Here is a 15,705-nt window from a genome sequence, read left to right as displayed (position 1 = left end):
CCGCTTCCTCGTCCGCATCGATTGCAATTGCAGCCGCGCCCTGGAGCGAGACCGGCGCCGGCTGTCAGGCGACCCGGTCGGGGACCGGACGACCCTCGAAGAAGGCGGTCAGGTTCTCCACCACCTTCATGCCCATCGCCACCCGCGTTTCCGCGGTCGCACTGCCGAGATGCGGCAAAAGCACGACGTTCTCCAACTGCTTCAGCGCCTCCGGAACGGCCGGCTCGTCGGCAAAGACGTCGAGACCTGCGCCGGCGATCTCGCGCCTTTGCAGCGCACCGATCAGGGCATCCTGATCGACGACGTCGCCGCGCGCCGTGTTGATGAGGAACGCGCCGCCTTTCATCAATCGCAGGCTGCGAGCATCGATGAGATGGCGGTTTTCCGCGCCGCCCGGACAGTGCAGCGATACGAAGTCGGATGCTGTCAGCAGCCCTTCCAGAGTCTGCATCTGCACTGCGCCCATGGCGCGCGTCTCGTCATCGTCGACCGGCGACCGGTTGAAGAACACGATCTTCATGCCAAAGCCGAAATGCGCGCGCTTGGCTGTCGCTTTGCCGATGCGCCCCATGCCGACAATGCCCAAGGTCTTGCCCGACACCTTGGCGCCGGCCATGTGGGTCGGCGACCAGCCACGCCACTGTCCGGCCCGCAGTTGCCGCTCGCCCTCACCGGTCCGGCGCGCGACAGCCAAGATCAGGCTGAGGGCGAGGTCGGCGGTGCAATCGGTCAGCACACCCGGCGTGTTGGTCACCACGATGTCGCGGTCGCGCGCCGCCGCGACATCGATATGGCTGAAGCCAACGCCGAAATTGGCGATGATCCGGGTGCGGGCGTCGCTCTCGGGAAACACCTGGGAAGGCAAGCGGTCGCTGACCGTTGCCAGGATCGCGTCAAAATCCGCGAAGGCCGATGTCATTGCGGCAGGGCTCAGCGGCGTATCGTCGGCGTTGAGCGTCGTGTCGAAGCGCTCGGCAAGGATCGCTTCGACGGGGGCCGGCCATCTGCGGGTGACAATCAAACGCGGTTTCATCTGATATCCTGCCAATCGGATGACGGCGATGCTTGCGCCGACCCGAAACTGATTTCACATCTTGCCGTATGCGGCGTTCGCCGGTCGGCTGCTCACGCCGCCTTCTTCGCTTGTGCCAGCGTGTCGGCAACGACTTCGCCGAAGGACGACGGAGTCGGCACGATGACGACGCCGGCCTCTTTCAGGATTTCGACCTTCTCCTGCGCCGACTCGCCGAAGGCCGAGATGATCGCGCCGGCATGGCCCATGCGGCGGCCTTTCGGCGCGGACAATCCGGCGATGTAGGCGATCAGGGGCTTGCGCATATTGTCGCGCGCCCACAGTGCCGCCTCGGCTTCCTGCGGTCCGCCGATCTCGCCGATCATGACCACGGCGTCGGTGTCGTCGTCCTGCTCGAACAGCTTCAGTATGTCCTTGAAGGACGAACCGTTGATCGGATCGCCACCGATGCCGACACTGGTGGAAACGCCGATGCCGAGTGCCTTCATCTGCGACGCCGCCTCGTAGCCGAGCGTGCCCGAACGCCCGACAATGCCGACGCGGCCTGGCAGGTAGATGCTGCCGGGCATGATGCCCATGAGGGCCTGTCCGGGCGTGATCATGCCGGCGCAGTTCGGCCCGATCAGCCGCATGCGATCCTCGAAGCGGTAGCGGCGCATGTAGCGCTTGACCTGCATCATGTCCTGCGAAGGGATGCCGTCGGTGATGCAGATGCAGAGCTTGATGCCGGCATCCGCTGCTTCCATGATCGAGTCGGCGGCAAAGGGCGGCGGCACGAAGACGATGCTGGCTTCTGCACGGGTTTCGCGCACCGCGCCCTTGACGGTGTTGAAGACCGGCAGGCCGAGATGCGTCTGCCCGCCCTTGCCGGGCGTCACGCCGCCGACAAGCTTGGTGCCATAGCGCTTCATGTCCTCGGCATGGAAGCTGCCGATCTTGCCGGTGAAGCCCTGGACGATGACGCGAGTGCTGCGGTTGAGCAGGATTGCCATTTTTTCGACCTCCCTCAGGCTGCTTTTTTCTTGGTGGCCGCGCGCCAGGCGGCGACGGCTTTTTCGGCGGCTTCGGCCAGCGTGTCGGCGACGATCACCGCCTCGCCGGAATCGGCCAGGATGCGACGTCCTTCCTCGACCTTGGTGCCGGCGAGTCGCACCACCAATGGCACGTTGACGCCGACTTCGCGGATCGCCTTCACGACACCCTCGGCGACCCAGTCGCAGCGATTGATGCCGGCGAAGATGTTGACCAGGATGGTCTCGACATTCTTGTCGCCAAGCACAGCGCGGAACGATTTCGCAACCCGCTCGGGCGAGGCGCCGCCGCCGATGTCGAGGAAGTTGGCGGGCTCGCCGCCGGCGATCTTGATCATGTCCATCGTCGCCATGGCGAGGCCGGCGCCATTGATGATGCAGCCGATATTGCCGTCGAGGCCGACATAGGAGAGGCCACGGTCGCTGGCGAAGGTTTCGCGCGCGTCTTCCTGGCTCTTGTCGCGCAACTCGGAGATTTCGGGCCGGCGAAACAGCGCGTTCTCGTCGAACGACATCTTGGCGTCGAGCGCGACGAGGTTGCCGTCGCGGGTCACCACCAGCGGATTGATCTCCAGCATCGAGGCATCGTAGTCGCGGAACACCTGGTAGCAGCCGAGGATGGTTTCGGTCGCCTTGCCGATCAGGTTCTGGTCGAGGCCGAGCCCGAACGCGATCTCGCGCGCCTGAAACCGCTGCATGCCGACACCGGGATCGACCGTGGTGCGGATGATGGAATCCGGAGCCCTTTCGACGATGTCCTCGATCTCGATGCCGCCGGCAGCCGAGGCCACGATCATCACGCGCTCCTCCTTCCGGTCGAGCACGAAGCCGACATAGAGTTCCTGGGCGATGTCGACGGCTTCCTCGAGGTAGAGCCGTGAAATGAGCTTGCCGCGCGGACCGGTCTGCTGCGTCACCAGCTTGCGACCGAGCATGGCCTCGGCGGCTTCCGCGATCTCCTCGTCATTGGCGCACAGCTTGATGCCGCCGGCCTTGCCGCGCGCGCCGGAGTGAACCTGCGCCTTGACTACCCATTTGCCGCCGCCGATTTCGCGGGCGCGGTAGGTCGCCTGCTCCGGGCTGTAGGCGAGGCCGCCACGCGGGATGTGGACCCCGTGGCGGGCGAGCAGTTCCTTGGCCTGATATTCGTGAATGTCCATTCTATCCTCCCCGGATCATCAATGCGCGGCAGCGCGCGGTTGACCGGCGCGTTCGATTGCCTCGTTCACCACCAACACGTTGCGCGCCATGCGTTCCGACGCCGCGTCGATCATCTTGCCGTCAAGCGCCGCGGCTCCCTTGCCCTGCGCCTCAGCCTCTTTGAGCACTTCGAGGATGCGCCTGGCGCGCGTCACTTCCTTTTCCGGCGGCGAGAAGACCTCGTTGGCAAGCGCGATCTGCGAGGGATGGATGGCCCACTTGCCTTCGATGCCAAGAGCTGCCGCGCGCCTGGCGCCGGCGATGTAGCCTTCCGGATCGGAGAAATCGCCGAACGGTCCGTCGATGGCGCGCAGGCCGTAGGCCCGGCAGGCGACGGTCATCCGTGACAGGGCGAAATGCCACTGGTCGCCGGGGTAATCGGGATTGAGGCCGCCAATGTTGACGGTGCGCGCCTTGTTGCTGGCGGCATAGTCGGCGACGCCGAAATGCATCGCTTCCAGCCGCCCCGGAAACGCTGCGATCGCCTCGACATTGGCCATGCCGAGCGCGGTCTCGATCAGCGCTTCCAGCCCGACACGGGTCTTGAAACCCTTGGCCATCTCGATCTGGTTGACCATCGCCTCGACCATATAGAGATCGGCCGGGACGCCGACTTTCGGCACCAGGATCGTGTCGAGCCGGTCGCCGGCCTGTTCCATCACGTCGACCACGTCGCGATACATGTAATGCGTGTCGAGCCCGTTGATACGCACCGAGACGGTCTTGCCCTTGGCGTGCCAGTCGATGTCGTTGAGCGCCTGGATGATGTTCTTGCGCGCCCGCTCCTTGTCGGGCGGGGCGACCGCGTCCTCGATGTCGAGAAAGATGAAGTCGGCGGCGCTGTTCGCCGCCTTGTCGATCATCTCCGGGCTTGAGCCTGGCACGGCCAGTTCGCTGCGCTGCAGCCGGAGTTTCCTGAGGTGGTTGATTGTGTGGCTCATGGTGCGCTCCGGGATCAGGCGGCTTCGGCGATGGCGGACCGCGGCGAACGACGGAAATGCGCGATCGCTGCGCCGACGCCGGAACCCGGCGCCAGCTTGACGCCGCAGTCGAGCAGTGCCAGTTCGGCGGCGGAAAGCGAGGCCAGCACCATCACCTCGTTCAGCCAGCCGAGATGGCCGATGCGGAAAACCTTGCCGAACACCTTGTTGAGGCCGCCACCGAGCGAGGTCTGATAGGTCTGGTAGGCGCGCTTGACGACATCGCCGCTGTCGATGCCCTCCGGCACCAGGATGGCGCTGACCGTGTCTGAATGCCATTTCGGCGCTTTTGCGCAGAGTTTCAGCCCCCAGGCATCGACCGCCTTGCGCACGCCTTCGGCGAGGCGATGGTGACGGGCGAAGATGTTGTCCAGCCCTTCCTCGGCGATGAGGTCGAGCGAGGCGCGCAGGCCGCGCAGCAGCTGCGTCGCCGGCGTGTAGGGGAAGTAGCCGGCGTCGTTGGCGCGGATCATGTCCTCGAAGGAGAAGAAGCAGCGCCGGTGGGTCGCCGTCCTCGAGGCGACGAGCGCCTTCTTGCTGACGGAGAGGAAACCGAGGCCGGCGGGCAGCATGAAACCCTTTTGCGAGCCGCTGACCGCACAGTCGACACCCCATTCCTCCTGCCGGAAATCGATCGAGCCGATCGACGAGACGCCGTCGACGAAAAGCAGGGCAGGGTGGCTTGCGTCATCGAGTATGGCGCGGCAGCCGGCGACGTCGCTGGTGACGCCGGTCGCGGTCTCGTTCTGCGTGCAGAACACCGCCTTGATGCGATGCGCCTTGTCCGCCTTCAGCCTCTCGGCATAGAGTTCGAGTGGAACACCTGTTCCCCACTCGCAGTCGATCGCATCGACTTCGAAGCCGAGACGCTCGGCCATGTCGATCCACAGATGCGAGAACTGGCCAAAGCGCGACATCAGCACCCTGTCGCCGGGGCTGAGCACGTTGGTCATCGCTGCTTCCCAGGCGCCGGTGCCAGAGGAGGGGTAGATGAAGACGCGGCCGGTCTCGTTCTTGAAGACCTTCTTGATGTCCTCGAACAGCGGCAGGGTGAAATCGGGGAATGACCCGGCGCGCATGTCCTCCATCGGCAGGTTCATCGCCTGCCGGACCCGCTCCGGAATGTTGGTGGGTCCTGGAATGAAAAGATGGGTGAACCCGGCCATATGCGATCTCCTCCGATGCCTAGGGATTGTGGAGGAAGTGTCGTTTGGACGGCGTGTCGCAACAACACCTTGCCGGGTAAGTATTCGCGGCGCGCGGGTAGGTTCGTCCTACCCGGTCGGCCTACCCGAAAGGGGACGCCGCTTCTCGCTTGAATAGAGCGCGACCGCCATCGCCCGGTTGCGAACGGCAAGCTTGTCGTAGAGATTTTTCAGGTGGTACTTCACCGTATTCTCGGAGATGCCGGTGCGGGTCGCGATCTGAAGGTTGGTCCAACCGTCGGAAAGCACCGCCAGCAGTTCCCGTTCCCGAACCGTGAGCTGCGCCAACGGCGTGTCGTTGACCTTGTTGATGTCGATGTAAGGGATGCAGATGCGGCCATGCGCGACCGCCAGGATCGTCTCGAAAATGATCGGCGGGTCGTCGAACTGAAAACAGTAGCCATGCGCGCCGAGTCGCACGCACTGCTTCAGGATGCCGATATCGTGGTCGTTGGAAAAGACCGTGATGCGCACATTGAGCTTGCGGCTCTGGATCTCGGCAAGGACATCGGCGCCGTCCATGTCGGCGAGTTTCCAGCCGATGACGGCGACGTCGAATTCGCCTGCCATTGCCAGTTCGAGGAAATGCCTGCCGCTTTGCACGCAGGCCAAAAGCTCGAAGCGCCCGTCGCATTCCAGCATTTCGCGCATCGCCGACACAACGAGCGGATTGCGCTCGGCGACGACGACGCGAACGCGTTGTCCTGCGATTGTCTCGTTCGTTCTCTGTGACTTTACGGTCAAGGGCTTCCGGTTATCTTGGCCACATTACGGGCACAGGCGGATGCGGTGGTTTTCCAGCGCTTACACAACGGCAATTCTGCCCTATCCGCGAATGGGTGCTCTTTCCCCAGCGACATGCGCTGTCGCGCTGCCTGAAGCCCGGGCAGCACCATGTCTTGATGAAGGGACCCTCGTCCCGTCTGCGAGGCAGGGCGCATTTCGTTTGATATTCCCGTGCGTTGCGCGCTAGACCTGACAGGCACCTTTTCCGGGATTCCGATGGCGGGAGGCGCTGGTGGAACGCCAGGGCGAACAGACGACCGGCGCCAGAGCCGCTGAAGACAGCCACGCCGATATCTATGGCGAGGACGGCGTCATTCTGTCGTCATTCCTGGCGCAGATCGGTGCGGCGATCGCCGATCGCGACACGCTGACGCTGAAGCGTGAAGTCGACGACCTGCACCAGTCGGAACTGGGCGACCTGCTCGAAGCGCTTCACCCCGAACAGCGCCGCGTGCTGGTCGAACTCCTGGGCGCCGACTTCGACTTTTCCTCGCTGACCGAGGTCGACGAGGCGATCCGCATGGAGATCGTCGACAATCTGCCCAATGCGCAGATTGCGCAGGCGGTGCAGGAGCTCGATTCCGACGACGCGGTCTACATTCTCGAAGATCTCGAAAAGGAAGACCAGGACGAGATCCTGTCGCAACTGCCGTTCACCGAGCGGATCAGGCTGCGCCGCTCGCTGGACTATCCCGAAGAGACTGCCGGCCGCCGCATGCAGACAGAGTTCGTCGCCGTGCCACCGTTCTGGACCATCGGCCAGACCATCGACTACATGCGCGAGGACAAGAACCTTCCGGACCGCTTCAGCCAGATCTTTGTCATCGACCCGAGCTTCAAGCTGCTTGGCGCCATCGATCTCGACCAGATCCTGCGCACCAAGCGCTCGGTGAAGGTCGAAGAGGTGATGCATGAGACAAGGCACGCCATTCCGGCCACGATGGACCAGGAAGACGCAGCGCGCGATTTCGAACAATACGATCTTCTCTCCGCCGCTGTCGTCGACGAGAACGAGCGGCTGGTCGGTGTGCTGACCATCGACGACATGGTCGACGTCATCCAGCAGGAGGCCGAAGAGGACCTTTTGCGCATGGGCGGCGTCGGCGACGAAGAGCTGTCGGACAGCATAGTCTCGACCTCGCGTTCGCGTGTGCCCTGGCTGCTTATCAATCTTCTGACGGCGTTCCTGGCGGCGTCGGTGATCAGCCTGTTCGACCATACGATCGAGCACATCGTGGCGCTTGCCGTGCTGATGCCGATCGTGGCGGGGATGGGCGGCAATGCCGGCTCGCAGACCATGACTGTCACCGTGCGGGCGCTGGCGACCAAGGATCTCGACATCTACAATGCCGGCCGCATCATCCGCCGCGAGATGGGGGTGGGCTTCATCAACGGCATCATCTTCGCCATCCTGATCGGCATCGCGGCGGCGGCGTGGTTCTGGGATCCGAACCTCGGCGGCATCATTGCGGCGGCGATGATCATCAACATGTTCGTGGCCGCCCTTGCCGGCATCCTGATCCCGCTGCTGCTCGACCGCTTCAAGATCGACCCGGCGGTGGCTTCGGCGGTTTTCGTTACCACGGTCACCGACGTCGTCGGCTTCTTTGCCTTTCTGGGGCTTGCCACATGGTGGTTCGCCGTGCCCTGAGGGCCACGGTGATATGCCCTCAATTGACTTTTACGTAAATGCCGTGCGAGGCTTGCGCGGGGCGCCTTGTCGATTCCGGCATGGCATGGGTTTGGTTCGGGACAAAAGGGCGACGCCGCTTGGCGATCGCCCGGGATTCCGGCATCTGGAGTGACAATGCGGGAATACTACTCGATCACCGAACTGACGCGCGAATTCGACGTGTCGACGCGGACGCTGCGCTTTTACGAGGATGAAGGGCTGGTGCAACCGGTGCGGCGCGGCCGCACGAGGCTGTTTCGCCCCTCGGACCGGCATCTCATCCGCCAGATCATGCGGGGAAAACGGCTCGGCTTCTCGATCAACGAAATCCGCGAAATCATCCAGATGTACAAGGAGCCGCCCGGCGAGGTCGGTCAACTCAAGCTGATGATCAAGCGCATCGAGGAAAAGCGCGAAGATCTCAGGCAGAAGCGACGCGACCTCGAGGAGACGCTTGCCGAACTCGACCAGGCCGAGGAATCCTGCGTCGAGCGATTGGTGGAGCTCGGCGTCAACACGTAGCCGACCTGTGTGAGCCGGCGCCTAAATCCAGCGCCGCACCCTTTTGGCGTAGTCGCGATATTTCTTGCCGAATTTGGCGGCCAGCACCTTTTCCTCGCCCTCGATCGCGAGTTTTTGCGTTGCGAAGGCCGCGATCAGGGCCAGCGGCAGAAACCATGCGATGCCCGAGACGAAGGCGACGCCGATCAACAGCAGCGTGTTGGCCAGATACATCGGGTTGCGCGTGATGCCGAAAGGGCCTGACGTTACCAGATGGTCCGGCACGGCGTTCGGGTTGAACGTCGTCTTGGCCCGTATCATGCTGCGGATCGCGGTGAACCAGAGTGCGGCGACGCCGAACAGCGCCACCCAGCCGGCGGCGAAAAGCAGGTCGCCCGCAATGTCGCCGATCCATGGCAGCGGGTAGAGCAGGCCGAGCGCGATGCTGATGGCGATGGCCGCGACATAGATCAGCGGCGGCCATGGAATGAGCCCGGGTTTCGGCTGACTGTCGGTCATTGCTGCCCTCCCTCCATCATCGAGCTCTCGGTCTTGGCGGTGCAAGTGCCGGCGAGATCGCCAAGATGCGCCTTGAACTCCGGGGTCTGGTCGCCATTGTAGAGCCGATCGAATGTTGCCTCGCCTTGCAGCGTATCCAGCATGCACACACAATAGCTGGTGCAGAACTCCGTGTCGCGCTGCTGCTGGCAGGATACCTGGCACTCTTTCAGGAAGACCACTTCCCTTGTCTCCACCGGCGCCGGCATGATCTGCGAGAACAGCCAGACACAGCCAAACAGCAGCGGCTGATGGATCAGGTAGAAAGCCAGGCTGTGACGGCCGATGAAGATCAGCGGGTTGGCCCATCGTCCGGGCGTGAGCGTCGCCAACCGCGCCAGCACGCCGGCGTTGGAAGCGAGCTTTGTAGCGGCGATGCCGACAAGAACCGCGCCGAACCATGGCAAGACGGGTACGTAGTCGTTGGAGCGCGGGTTGATCGCCGACAGACCAACCCACCACAAAGCAGGGTGGTCGAAGGCTTCGGATCTGAAGTAGATCGGCGCGGCGATCACCACCGCCGCGACGAGCAACGTCAGCAATGACGGCAGACGCAGGAACAAAAGGCCGAGCAGGCTGGCCACCGCGATCTCGTGCAAGATGCCGAAGAAGATGAAGCTGTCCGGCGTGACGAACCAGGTGACTGCCGATATGGCGATCGCCGCCACGGTGACCATGGCGAGACGCTTCCAAAAACCGTTCCAGCGGATCTGCCGACCATGGGCGAGAAACAGGCTGACACCGACCAGGAACAGGAAGGTCGAGGCGATGCAGCGCGCGTAGATCTTCCACCAGCCGAAGGCGGTCAGGCCGGGATCGGTGTAGTGGAAGTTCTCCAGATCCCAGGTGAAATGATAGCTGGCCATGGCGATGAGCGCGATGCCGCGCACGATGTCGATGGCGACAATGCGTTTCGGTTGATCCGGGGCTGGCGGCGTATGGATGCTCATGGTCTCGTAATTCTGATTCAGCTGACCTCAGACGACTAGCACGGTTGCACCGGACAAAAGAAGGCAGGGAAGACACCGCATCAGGGCTTGCTTTAGGCCAGCATCGGAAAGCCTTTGGCCGGCTTCGCTTTTTGCCGTGAACGGGTCGGTTTCCTGTTACCGACACCAGGAACGCCACGCCAGATTGGCCGCGCGAGTCTGCTTTGGGGAAAGCAATGTCCACCCATGTGCGCCATCCGATCTGGCTTCCGGCCTTGCGGCCGGCGGATGCACGCACTTTTGCCTCGCTCTACGCGGTCGAGTCCTTCGCGCGCGCCACAGTATCGAGCGTCATCCCGATCCAGGCCTATGAGATCCTGCACAACGAGCAGATCGTCTCGATCCTCTACACCGTCGTGGCCCTGCTCGGCCTGTCGGTGACGCTGTTCATGCCGATGCTGATCCGCCGCTTTGCCCGGCGCTGGGTCTACACGGCCGGCGCCTGCCTGCTGGCCATCGGCTCGCTGTTCTTCGTCACCCACACGCTGGCCGGGCAATTGGTGGGCATGCTGTGCCGGGTCATGGGCGCCAGCGCGCTGTCGATCACGCTCAACCTCTACATCATGGACCACATCCGCAAGACCGACTTCATGCAGGCGGAATCGCTGCGCATGGCGTGGTCGATGTTTGCCTGGACCGGTGGGCCGACGCTCGGCATCTTTCTCTATACGCGCTTCGGCATCTATGCCGCGCATGGCGCGGTTGCCGTTTTTGCCATGATCCTGCTGGCGCTGTTCTGGACCTACAGGCTGGGCGACAATCCATCGATCCGCCCGGGCAAGACACGGCCGGCCAATCCGCTGGCCAATATCGGCCGCTTCGTCGCGCAGCCAAGGCTGAGGCTGGCATGGCTGATCGCCTTCGGCCGCTCCTGCTTCTGGACGACGTTCTTCGTCTATGGGCCGCTGTTCATGGTGATCACCGGGGAAGGCAAACTCGCCGGCGGCCTGCTGGTTTCGGCCGGCAACGCACTTCTGTTCATGGCCATCTTCTGGGGCAAGGCGGGAAAGCGGTTCGGCGGCCGGCGCACCATGACATTCGCTTATTTCGCGATGTCGGCGATGCTGTTGGCTGCGGGTGCGGTCGGCGAAACCGTGCCGTTGCTCACCGGCGCCTTCCTGCTTTGCGGCGCGTTCTTCACCATCGCGCTCGATGCGTTGGGCTCGACCGCCTTCATGCGCTCGGTGCGCTCCTATGAGAGGGCGCAGATGGCGGCGGTCTATCGCACCTATCTCGACTTTTCCGAGCTGACGCCACCGCTGGTCTATTCGGTGGTGCTGGCCTTCTTCGGGCTGGGCTCGGTGTTCGCGACGCTTGGCCTGCTGGCGGCGTTCTGCGGTTTTGTCACCTGGCGCTATCTGCCGAAATCGCTTTGATTTTCAGGACTTGGGCGAAAGCGTTGCATGTTGGTCGCGCACCCAGTTGTGGAAACGGTGCAGATCGTACTCCTCCGGCATCAGCACGCCGGCCTGGTGGCGCAGCGAGCGCAGGCCCTTCTGGTTAACCTCGCAGATCGCAGCGTCTTCCTCCAGCACCTGCCGGCCAAAGGCGACGATGTTGTCGATATCGGCCTGGGGCGCCGCCAGTGCCTCGGGCGAAAAAAGCCATTCGGCGGTGAGTTCGGTCTGTTCGGGGCCAAGCGGCACCAGCCGCACGGTCCTGACATAGTCGACATGGCCGACGATGAACATCGACGGCAGTGACGTGGCGTAGGTCTGGCCGGCGGCGCGCTCGGCCGGCGTCAGCCCGGAAAACACCGGTCCATGCGCCCTTCCGTCGCGCGACCATGTCTCGGCACCGGCGCGCAAGCCGCCGGAAAATTCCGGCGCGTCATTGTCGGCATGGCGATCCCAGTCCGGGTCGTCATGGCGACCCATCAGGCCACGGCCATAGATCGGCACCAGCCGCGACAGGTCCTTGTGGACGCCGGGGCAGTGCAGGCACTCGTTGAAGTTCTCCCAAAAGATCTTCCAGTTGCAGTTCATCACCTTCTTGAGCACGTGACCGCTGACCAGCGTCTCCAGCGGCCAGTTGGCGAGGCTGCCGGATGCAGGATCGAAAGATGTTTCGGCCGAGCCGTGGGCATCTTCGGCGAGATTGACGAAGACGAAGCCGCGCCACACCGACAGCGCCACGCGGTAGAGCGGGTGATCGACCTTGTCGAAACCTTCGGGCAGCGATTTCGAGGGAACGCGCACGAGGTCGCCGCGCAGCGAATACGACCAGGCGTGATAGGGGCAGGTGATGAGCCGCGCCTTCAGCCGGCCCTCGCTCTCCTGGCAAAGCTGCGAGCCGCGATGCCGGCAAGTGTTGTGGAAGGCGCGCAGCACGCCGGTGTCGTCGCGCAGCACGACGATCTCCTGCGTGCCGACGCGAAAGGTCCTGAAAGCCAGCGGCTGGGCGAGGTCGGCCTCGCGGCAAACCAGCAGCCAGTTTTTGTACCAGATGGCGTCGAGGTCGCGCTGATAGGCGTTTGCGTCCCAATAGGCCGATGACGGCAACGTCGGCTCGGCCCGGGTCAGGCCGTTATAGGGATCGCGTTCGCCCGGACTGGGTTGCATGGCAGGCTTCCTGTGATGCGCCAGCCGACACCCCGGCAAATCGTTTGTCAATTCTGGCGACGGCATTTGGCACGCCACGGCATTGCCGGTTTCTACCACGATGCCTAATCATGTCGTTGAACAAGAGGAGCGAGACTTGGCTGCACGACCGATGTCGCTAACGCCGGAACTGGTCGCGCGCTGCTGGCGCGCGATCGAGGATACCGGTCCCGATCCTGATGCTGCGCATCTGGATGATGGCGACTATGATTCGTTGCTGGACGCATTGCAGGCTGAACTCCCCGACTCGGAACCGCTGTGGCTGTTCGGCTACGGCTCGCTGATCTGGAAACCCGAAATCGACCATGTCGAGGAACGTGTCGCCACGGCGCGCGGCTGGCACCGGTCCTTTTGCATGAACATGACGCGCTGGCGCGGCACCAAGGACAACCCCGGCCTGATGATGGCGCTCGACCGTGGCGGACAATGCAAGGGCGTCGCTTTTCGGCTGACCGACGACAACAGGCGGCAGCAGCTGGGCAAGCTTTTGCGGCGCGAAGTGACGCTGAAGCCGACAAGCTACCATCCCCGCATGCTCAGCCTGTCCAGCGACAGCGGCCCGATAAAGGCTTTGGCCTTCGTCATCAACCGCAACGGTACGACCTATGCCGGCCCGCTCGCCGAAGAGAGGGTTGTCGAAAGACTGGCCACGTCATGCGGGCACTGGGGCTCAGGCGCCGACTATCTCTACAACACGGTGAAAAACCTGGAGGAGCGCGGCATTCACGACCGCCATCTATGGCGGCTGCAGCGCCTCGTTGCCGAGCGGATCGCCGCGTCCGCAGCTTAAGGCCAAGGTGGCGCATTCGCGCTGGTAACCGGCGGAATTTGGTTTGCCGGGCGCTGCGATTTTGCCTATAGTCGCTGCTGTCGTCGGTTCCGTTTGGAGCCAAGAGGGAATGCGGTGCGGGCTGAGTTGTTGCCCAATGCCGTGGCTGCCCCCGCAACTGTGTGCGGTAGTCCTCTCCATATGCCACTGAAGATTTTTCTTCGGGAAGGTGGGGAAGGGCGCTGATCCGCGAGCCAGGAGACCTGCCGGCGACAGGGATAGTGACTTCTATGCCCTCGGGTGGAGGGCGAAAGGACAAGACATGAATACCGCTTCCGTCTCTCTCGGCGCTTCCGTTTCCTCGCAGTCGCGCTTCATGCAGCTGGTGCTCACTGCATTTCTCGGCATGTTCGTTGTCGGGGTTGTCGGCTTCTCGCATATCGATGTAGTCCACAACGCTGCGCACGATTATCGCCACTCGATGGCGTTCCCCTGCCACTGACGAGGAATTGACATCATGAACCTGTTTCGCAACGTCGTGTTCATCGCGGCGATCGCAGGGCTCGTGGCTGGCGTCGTTCTCGCCTGCATGCAGGCCTTTGCCACCGACCCTCTGATCTACCAGGCCGAAGTTTTTGAGAAGGCTGGCGGCCACCAGCACGATCATGCTGCGGCACCCGCCGCCAGCACCACCAATGCCATGAGCAGTGCCGCAACGGCGGAAAACGCCATGAGCTCAGCGCCAGCGCCTGTCGAAGCGGCGGCTCCGGCTGAAGACGAAGGCTGGTCGCCGGCCGACGGCTTCGAGCGCTTTGCCTTCAGTGTCGTCGCCAATATCGTCACCGGCATCGGCTTCGCGTTGATTCTGGTCGCGGTTTCCGAGTTCGCTGGCGGTATCGGCAGCTGGCGCCAGGGCGTGTTCTGGGGCCTGGCCGGCTTTGCGGTGTTCACGCTGGCGCCGGGCCTTGGCCTGCCGCCCGAACTGCCGGCAATGCCGGCGGCCGACCTCATGCAGCGCCAGATCTGGTGGTGGGCAACAGTGGCGGCGACAGCGGCTGGCCTGGGCCTTCTCGCCTTCCGCAAGTCGCTGCCGTTGGCGATCCTTGCCGTGGCTTTGATCGTGGCGCCACATATCGTCGGCGCGCCGCAGCCGGACAGCTTCGTGACAGCAATCCCGGAAGGCCTGCACCATCAGTTCGTGGTGGCGGTTACGGTGACCAATCTGGTGTTCTGGCTGGTGCTTGGTGCAGCCGTCGGCGTGGTGCGCGGACGCTTCACAGGAACGGCGACTAGCCTGCGCGACAGCTTTGCCTGATCGCAAAGCACTGACCTTCATCATCGCGCGCGCACGCCGAAAGACTGGTGAGGGCAGGCGCTGCGCCGTGGACCTATATTGCCACCGCGCAAGCCTRTGACAACGAAATGCGCGAGCGCATCGCGCTGCATCGCTCGCGGCGCGGCGAGGGATGGGCGACTATCGATGCGCCGCTCGATCTTGCCGGTGCGCTCGAGACCTTGCCTGACGATCAGCCCGTGCTCGTCGATTGCCTGACGCTGTGGCTGACCAATCATATGCTTTCAGACCATGATCTCGACGCAGAATGCCGGCGGCTGGCCGACGTGCTGGCGCGGCCGCGCGGGCCGTGGTTCGTGGTCTCCAACGAAGTCGGGCAAGGCATCGTACCGGACAATGCGCTGGCACGCCGGTTTCGCGACGCCGCCGGCCGACTCAACCAGCAGGTCGCGGCAACTGCCGATACGGTGCTATTGATGGTGGCCGGGCTGCCGCTCAAGGTGAAATAAATGACCGATATCGATGCAAAAGACGAGGAACGCCACCGCGCCAAGATGGCCAAGCGCAAGGCGGTGCAGGATGCCGAGGTGGCGGAAAAGACGGTCGAGAAGGGGCTGCTGATCGTCAACACCGGACCCGGCAAGGGCAAGACCACTGCCGCCTTCGGCCTGGCGCTGCGGATGCTCGGCTACGGCAAGCGCATTGGCGTCGTCCAGTTCATCAAGGGCAAATGGCACACCGGCGAAAAGGATGCCTTCGCCGCGTTCGGCGACCGCGTCGTCTGGCACACGATGGGCGAGGGCTTCACTTGGGAAACGCAGGATTTGAAGCGCGACATCGCGGCGGCCGAAGCCGCCTGGGCCAAGGCGCTGGAACTGATCGCCGATCCCTCGATCAGCCTTGTCGTGCTCGATGAGCTCAACATTGCGCTGCGCTACGACTATCTCGACCTCGAAAAAGTGGTCGCGGCGCTGAAGACGCGGCGTGAAGGCCTGCATGTCGTCGTCACCGGCCGCAACGCCAAGCCGGCGCTGGTCGAGGCAGCCGATCTCGTCACCGAAATGGGCGTGACCAAGCATCACTTTTC

17 protein-coding genes and 1 riboswitch are annotated in these 15,705 nt (G+C 63.5%); of the genes, 8 read left to right on the top strand and 9 right to left on the bottom strand.

Going from position 1 to position 15,705, the window contains the following annotated elements:
• Positions 1–64 precede the first annotated feature (64 nt).
• The 6 genes from AC1DXN_RS17250 to AC1DXN_RS17225 form a co-directional block, all read right to left on the bottom strand.
• Complete coding sequence (locus tag AC1DXN_RS17250) at positions 65–1,033, bottom strand: 2-hydroxyacid dehydrogenase (protein WP_477276949.1); 969 nt, start codon at positions 1,031–1,033, stop codon at positions 65–67.
• Positions 1,034–1,125: 92 nt separating this feature from the next.
• Entirely contained in the window at positions 1,126–2,025 is a 900-nt protein-coding gene (sucD, locus tag AC1DXN_RS17245) for a succinate--CoA ligase subunit alpha (protein WP_477244930.1), read from the bottom strand.
• A 14-nt stretch (positions 2,026–2,039) separates the two neighbouring features.
• On the bottom strand, positions 2,040–3,224 hold the full coding sequence (locus tag AC1DXN_RS17240; protein WP_477244931.1) for a malate--CoA ligase subunit beta: 1,185 nt from the start codon (positions 3,222–3,224) through the stop codon (positions 2,040–2,042).
• 18 nt (positions 3,225–3,242) lie between these two features.
• The gene (locus AC1DXN_RS17235; RefSeq protein WP_477276947.1) at positions 3,243–4,205 is read right to left on the bottom strand and encodes an HpcH/HpaI aldolase/citrate lyase family protein; all 963 of its coding nucleotides are present in this window, start codon (positions 4,203–4,205) and stop codon (positions 3,243–3,245) included.
• A 14-nt stretch (positions 4,206–4,219) separates the two neighbouring features.
• Complete coding sequence (locus AC1DXN_RS17230) at positions 4,220–5,410, bottom strand: aminotransferase class V-fold PLP-dependent enzyme (protein WP_477276945.1); 1,191 nt, start codon at positions 5,408–5,410, stop codon at positions 4,220–4,222.
• Between the two features lie 108 nt (positions 5,411–5,518).
• Positions 5,519–6,193: a LuxR C-terminal-related transcriptional regulator gene (locus tag AC1DXN_RS17225; RefSeq protein ID WP_477244937.1), complete on the bottom strand. Its 675-nt coding sequence runs from the start codon at positions 6,191–6,193 to the stop codon at positions 5,519–5,521.
• A gap of 274 nt (positions 6,194–6,467) precedes the next feature.
• Between AC1DXN_RS17225 and mgtE the strand changes: the two genes are divergently transcribed.
• Positions 6,468–7,886 carry a magnesium transporter gene (gene mgtE / locus AC1DXN_RS17220; protein ID WP_477276944.1) on the top strand — a complete coding sequence of 473 codons (1,419 nt, stop codon included), beginning with the start codon at positions 6,468–6,470 and terminating at the stop codon, positions 7,884–7,886.
• A 156-nt stretch (positions 7,887–8,042) separates the two neighbouring features.
• Positions 8,043–8,429, top strand: coding sequence for a MerR family transcriptional regulator (locus AC1DXN_RS17215; protein ID WP_006203215.1), 387 nt, complete (start codon positions 8,043–8,045; stop codon positions 8,427–8,429).
• Positions 8,430–8,450: 21 nt separating this feature from the next.
• Here the strand turns inward: AC1DXN_RS17215 and AC1DXN_RS17210 are convergent, their stop codons facing one another.
• Together AC1DXN_RS17210 and AC1DXN_RS17205 are read right to left on the bottom strand one after the other, a co-directional pair.
• On the bottom strand, positions 8,451–8,927 hold the full coding sequence (locus AC1DXN_RS17210) for a methyltransferase family protein (protein WP_477244952.1): 477 nt from the start codon (positions 8,925–8,927) through the stop codon (positions 8,451–8,453).
• A complete protein-coding gene (locus AC1DXN_RS17205) occupies positions 8,924–9,916 on the bottom strand; it encodes an acetyltransferase domain-containing protein (RefSeq protein WP_477276942.1) in 993 nt (330 codons plus the stop codon). The genes AC1DXN_RS17210 and AC1DXN_RS17205 overlap by 4 nt, the downstream gene beginning before the upstream one ends.
• Positions 9,917–10,131: 215 nt before the next feature.
• Between AC1DXN_RS17205 and AC1DXN_RS17200 the strand changes: the two genes are divergently transcribed.
• Positions 10,132–11,331, top strand: coding sequence for an MFS transporter (locus tag AC1DXN_RS17200; protein ID WP_477276940.1), 1,200 nt, complete (start codon positions 10,132–10,134; stop codon positions 11,329–11,331).
• A 3-nt stretch (positions 11,332–11,334) separates the two neighbouring features.
• Here AC1DXN_RS17200 and AC1DXN_RS17195 read toward each other — a convergent pair whose 3' ends face one another.
• Positions 11,335–12,516, bottom strand: a complete 1,182-nt coding sequence (locus AC1DXN_RS17195) for an aromatic ring-hydroxylating oxygenase subunit alpha (RefSeq protein WP_477276938.1) — start codon at positions 12,514–12,516, stop codon at positions 11,335–11,337.
• 136 nt (positions 12,517–12,652) lie between these two features.
• Between AC1DXN_RS17195 and AC1DXN_RS17190 the strand changes: the two genes are divergently transcribed.
• The 5 genes from AC1DXN_RS17190 to cobO all read left to right on the top strand — a co-directional run.
• Positions 12,653–13,345: a gamma-glutamylcyclotransferase gene (locus AC1DXN_RS17190; protein ID WP_477276936.1), complete on the top strand. Its 693-nt coding sequence runs from the start codon at positions 12,653–12,655 to the stop codon at positions 13,343–13,345.
• A gap of 67 nt (positions 13,346–13,412) precedes the next feature.
• Positions 13,413–13,609, top strand: a riboswitch (cobalamin riboswitch).
• 37 nt (positions 13,610–13,646) lie between these two features.
• Entirely contained in the window at positions 13,647–13,826 is a 180-nt protein-coding gene (locus AC1DXN_RS17185; protein ID WP_477244961.1) for a CbtB domain-containing protein, read from the top strand.
• 15 nt (positions 13,827–13,841) lie between these two features.
• A complete protein-coding gene (locus AC1DXN_RS17180) occupies positions 13,842–14,639 on the top strand; it encodes a CbtA family protein (RefSeq protein WP_477421613.1) in 798 nt (265 codons plus the stop codon).
• A gap of 47 nt (positions 14,640–14,686) precedes the next feature.
• Positions 14,687–15,127, top strand: coding sequence for a bifunctional adenosylcobinamide kinase/adenosylcobinamide-phosphate guanylyltransferase (gene cobU / locus AC1DXN_RS17175; RefSeq protein ID WP_477421611.1), 441 nt, complete (start codon positions 14,687–14,689; stop codon positions 15,125–15,127).
• Positions 15,128–15,705, top strand: a 578-nt coding sequence (cobO, locus tag AC1DXN_RS17170; protein WP_477421609.1) for a cob(I)yrinic acid a,c-diamide adenosyltransferase, incomplete at its 3' end; no start/stop codon positions are given.

The organism is Mesorhizobium sp. P2_H9, from assembly GCF_056403215.1.
The sequence above is the reverse complement of the archived record's forward strand: the minus strand, read 5'-3'. Positions and strand labels throughout refer to the sequence as shown.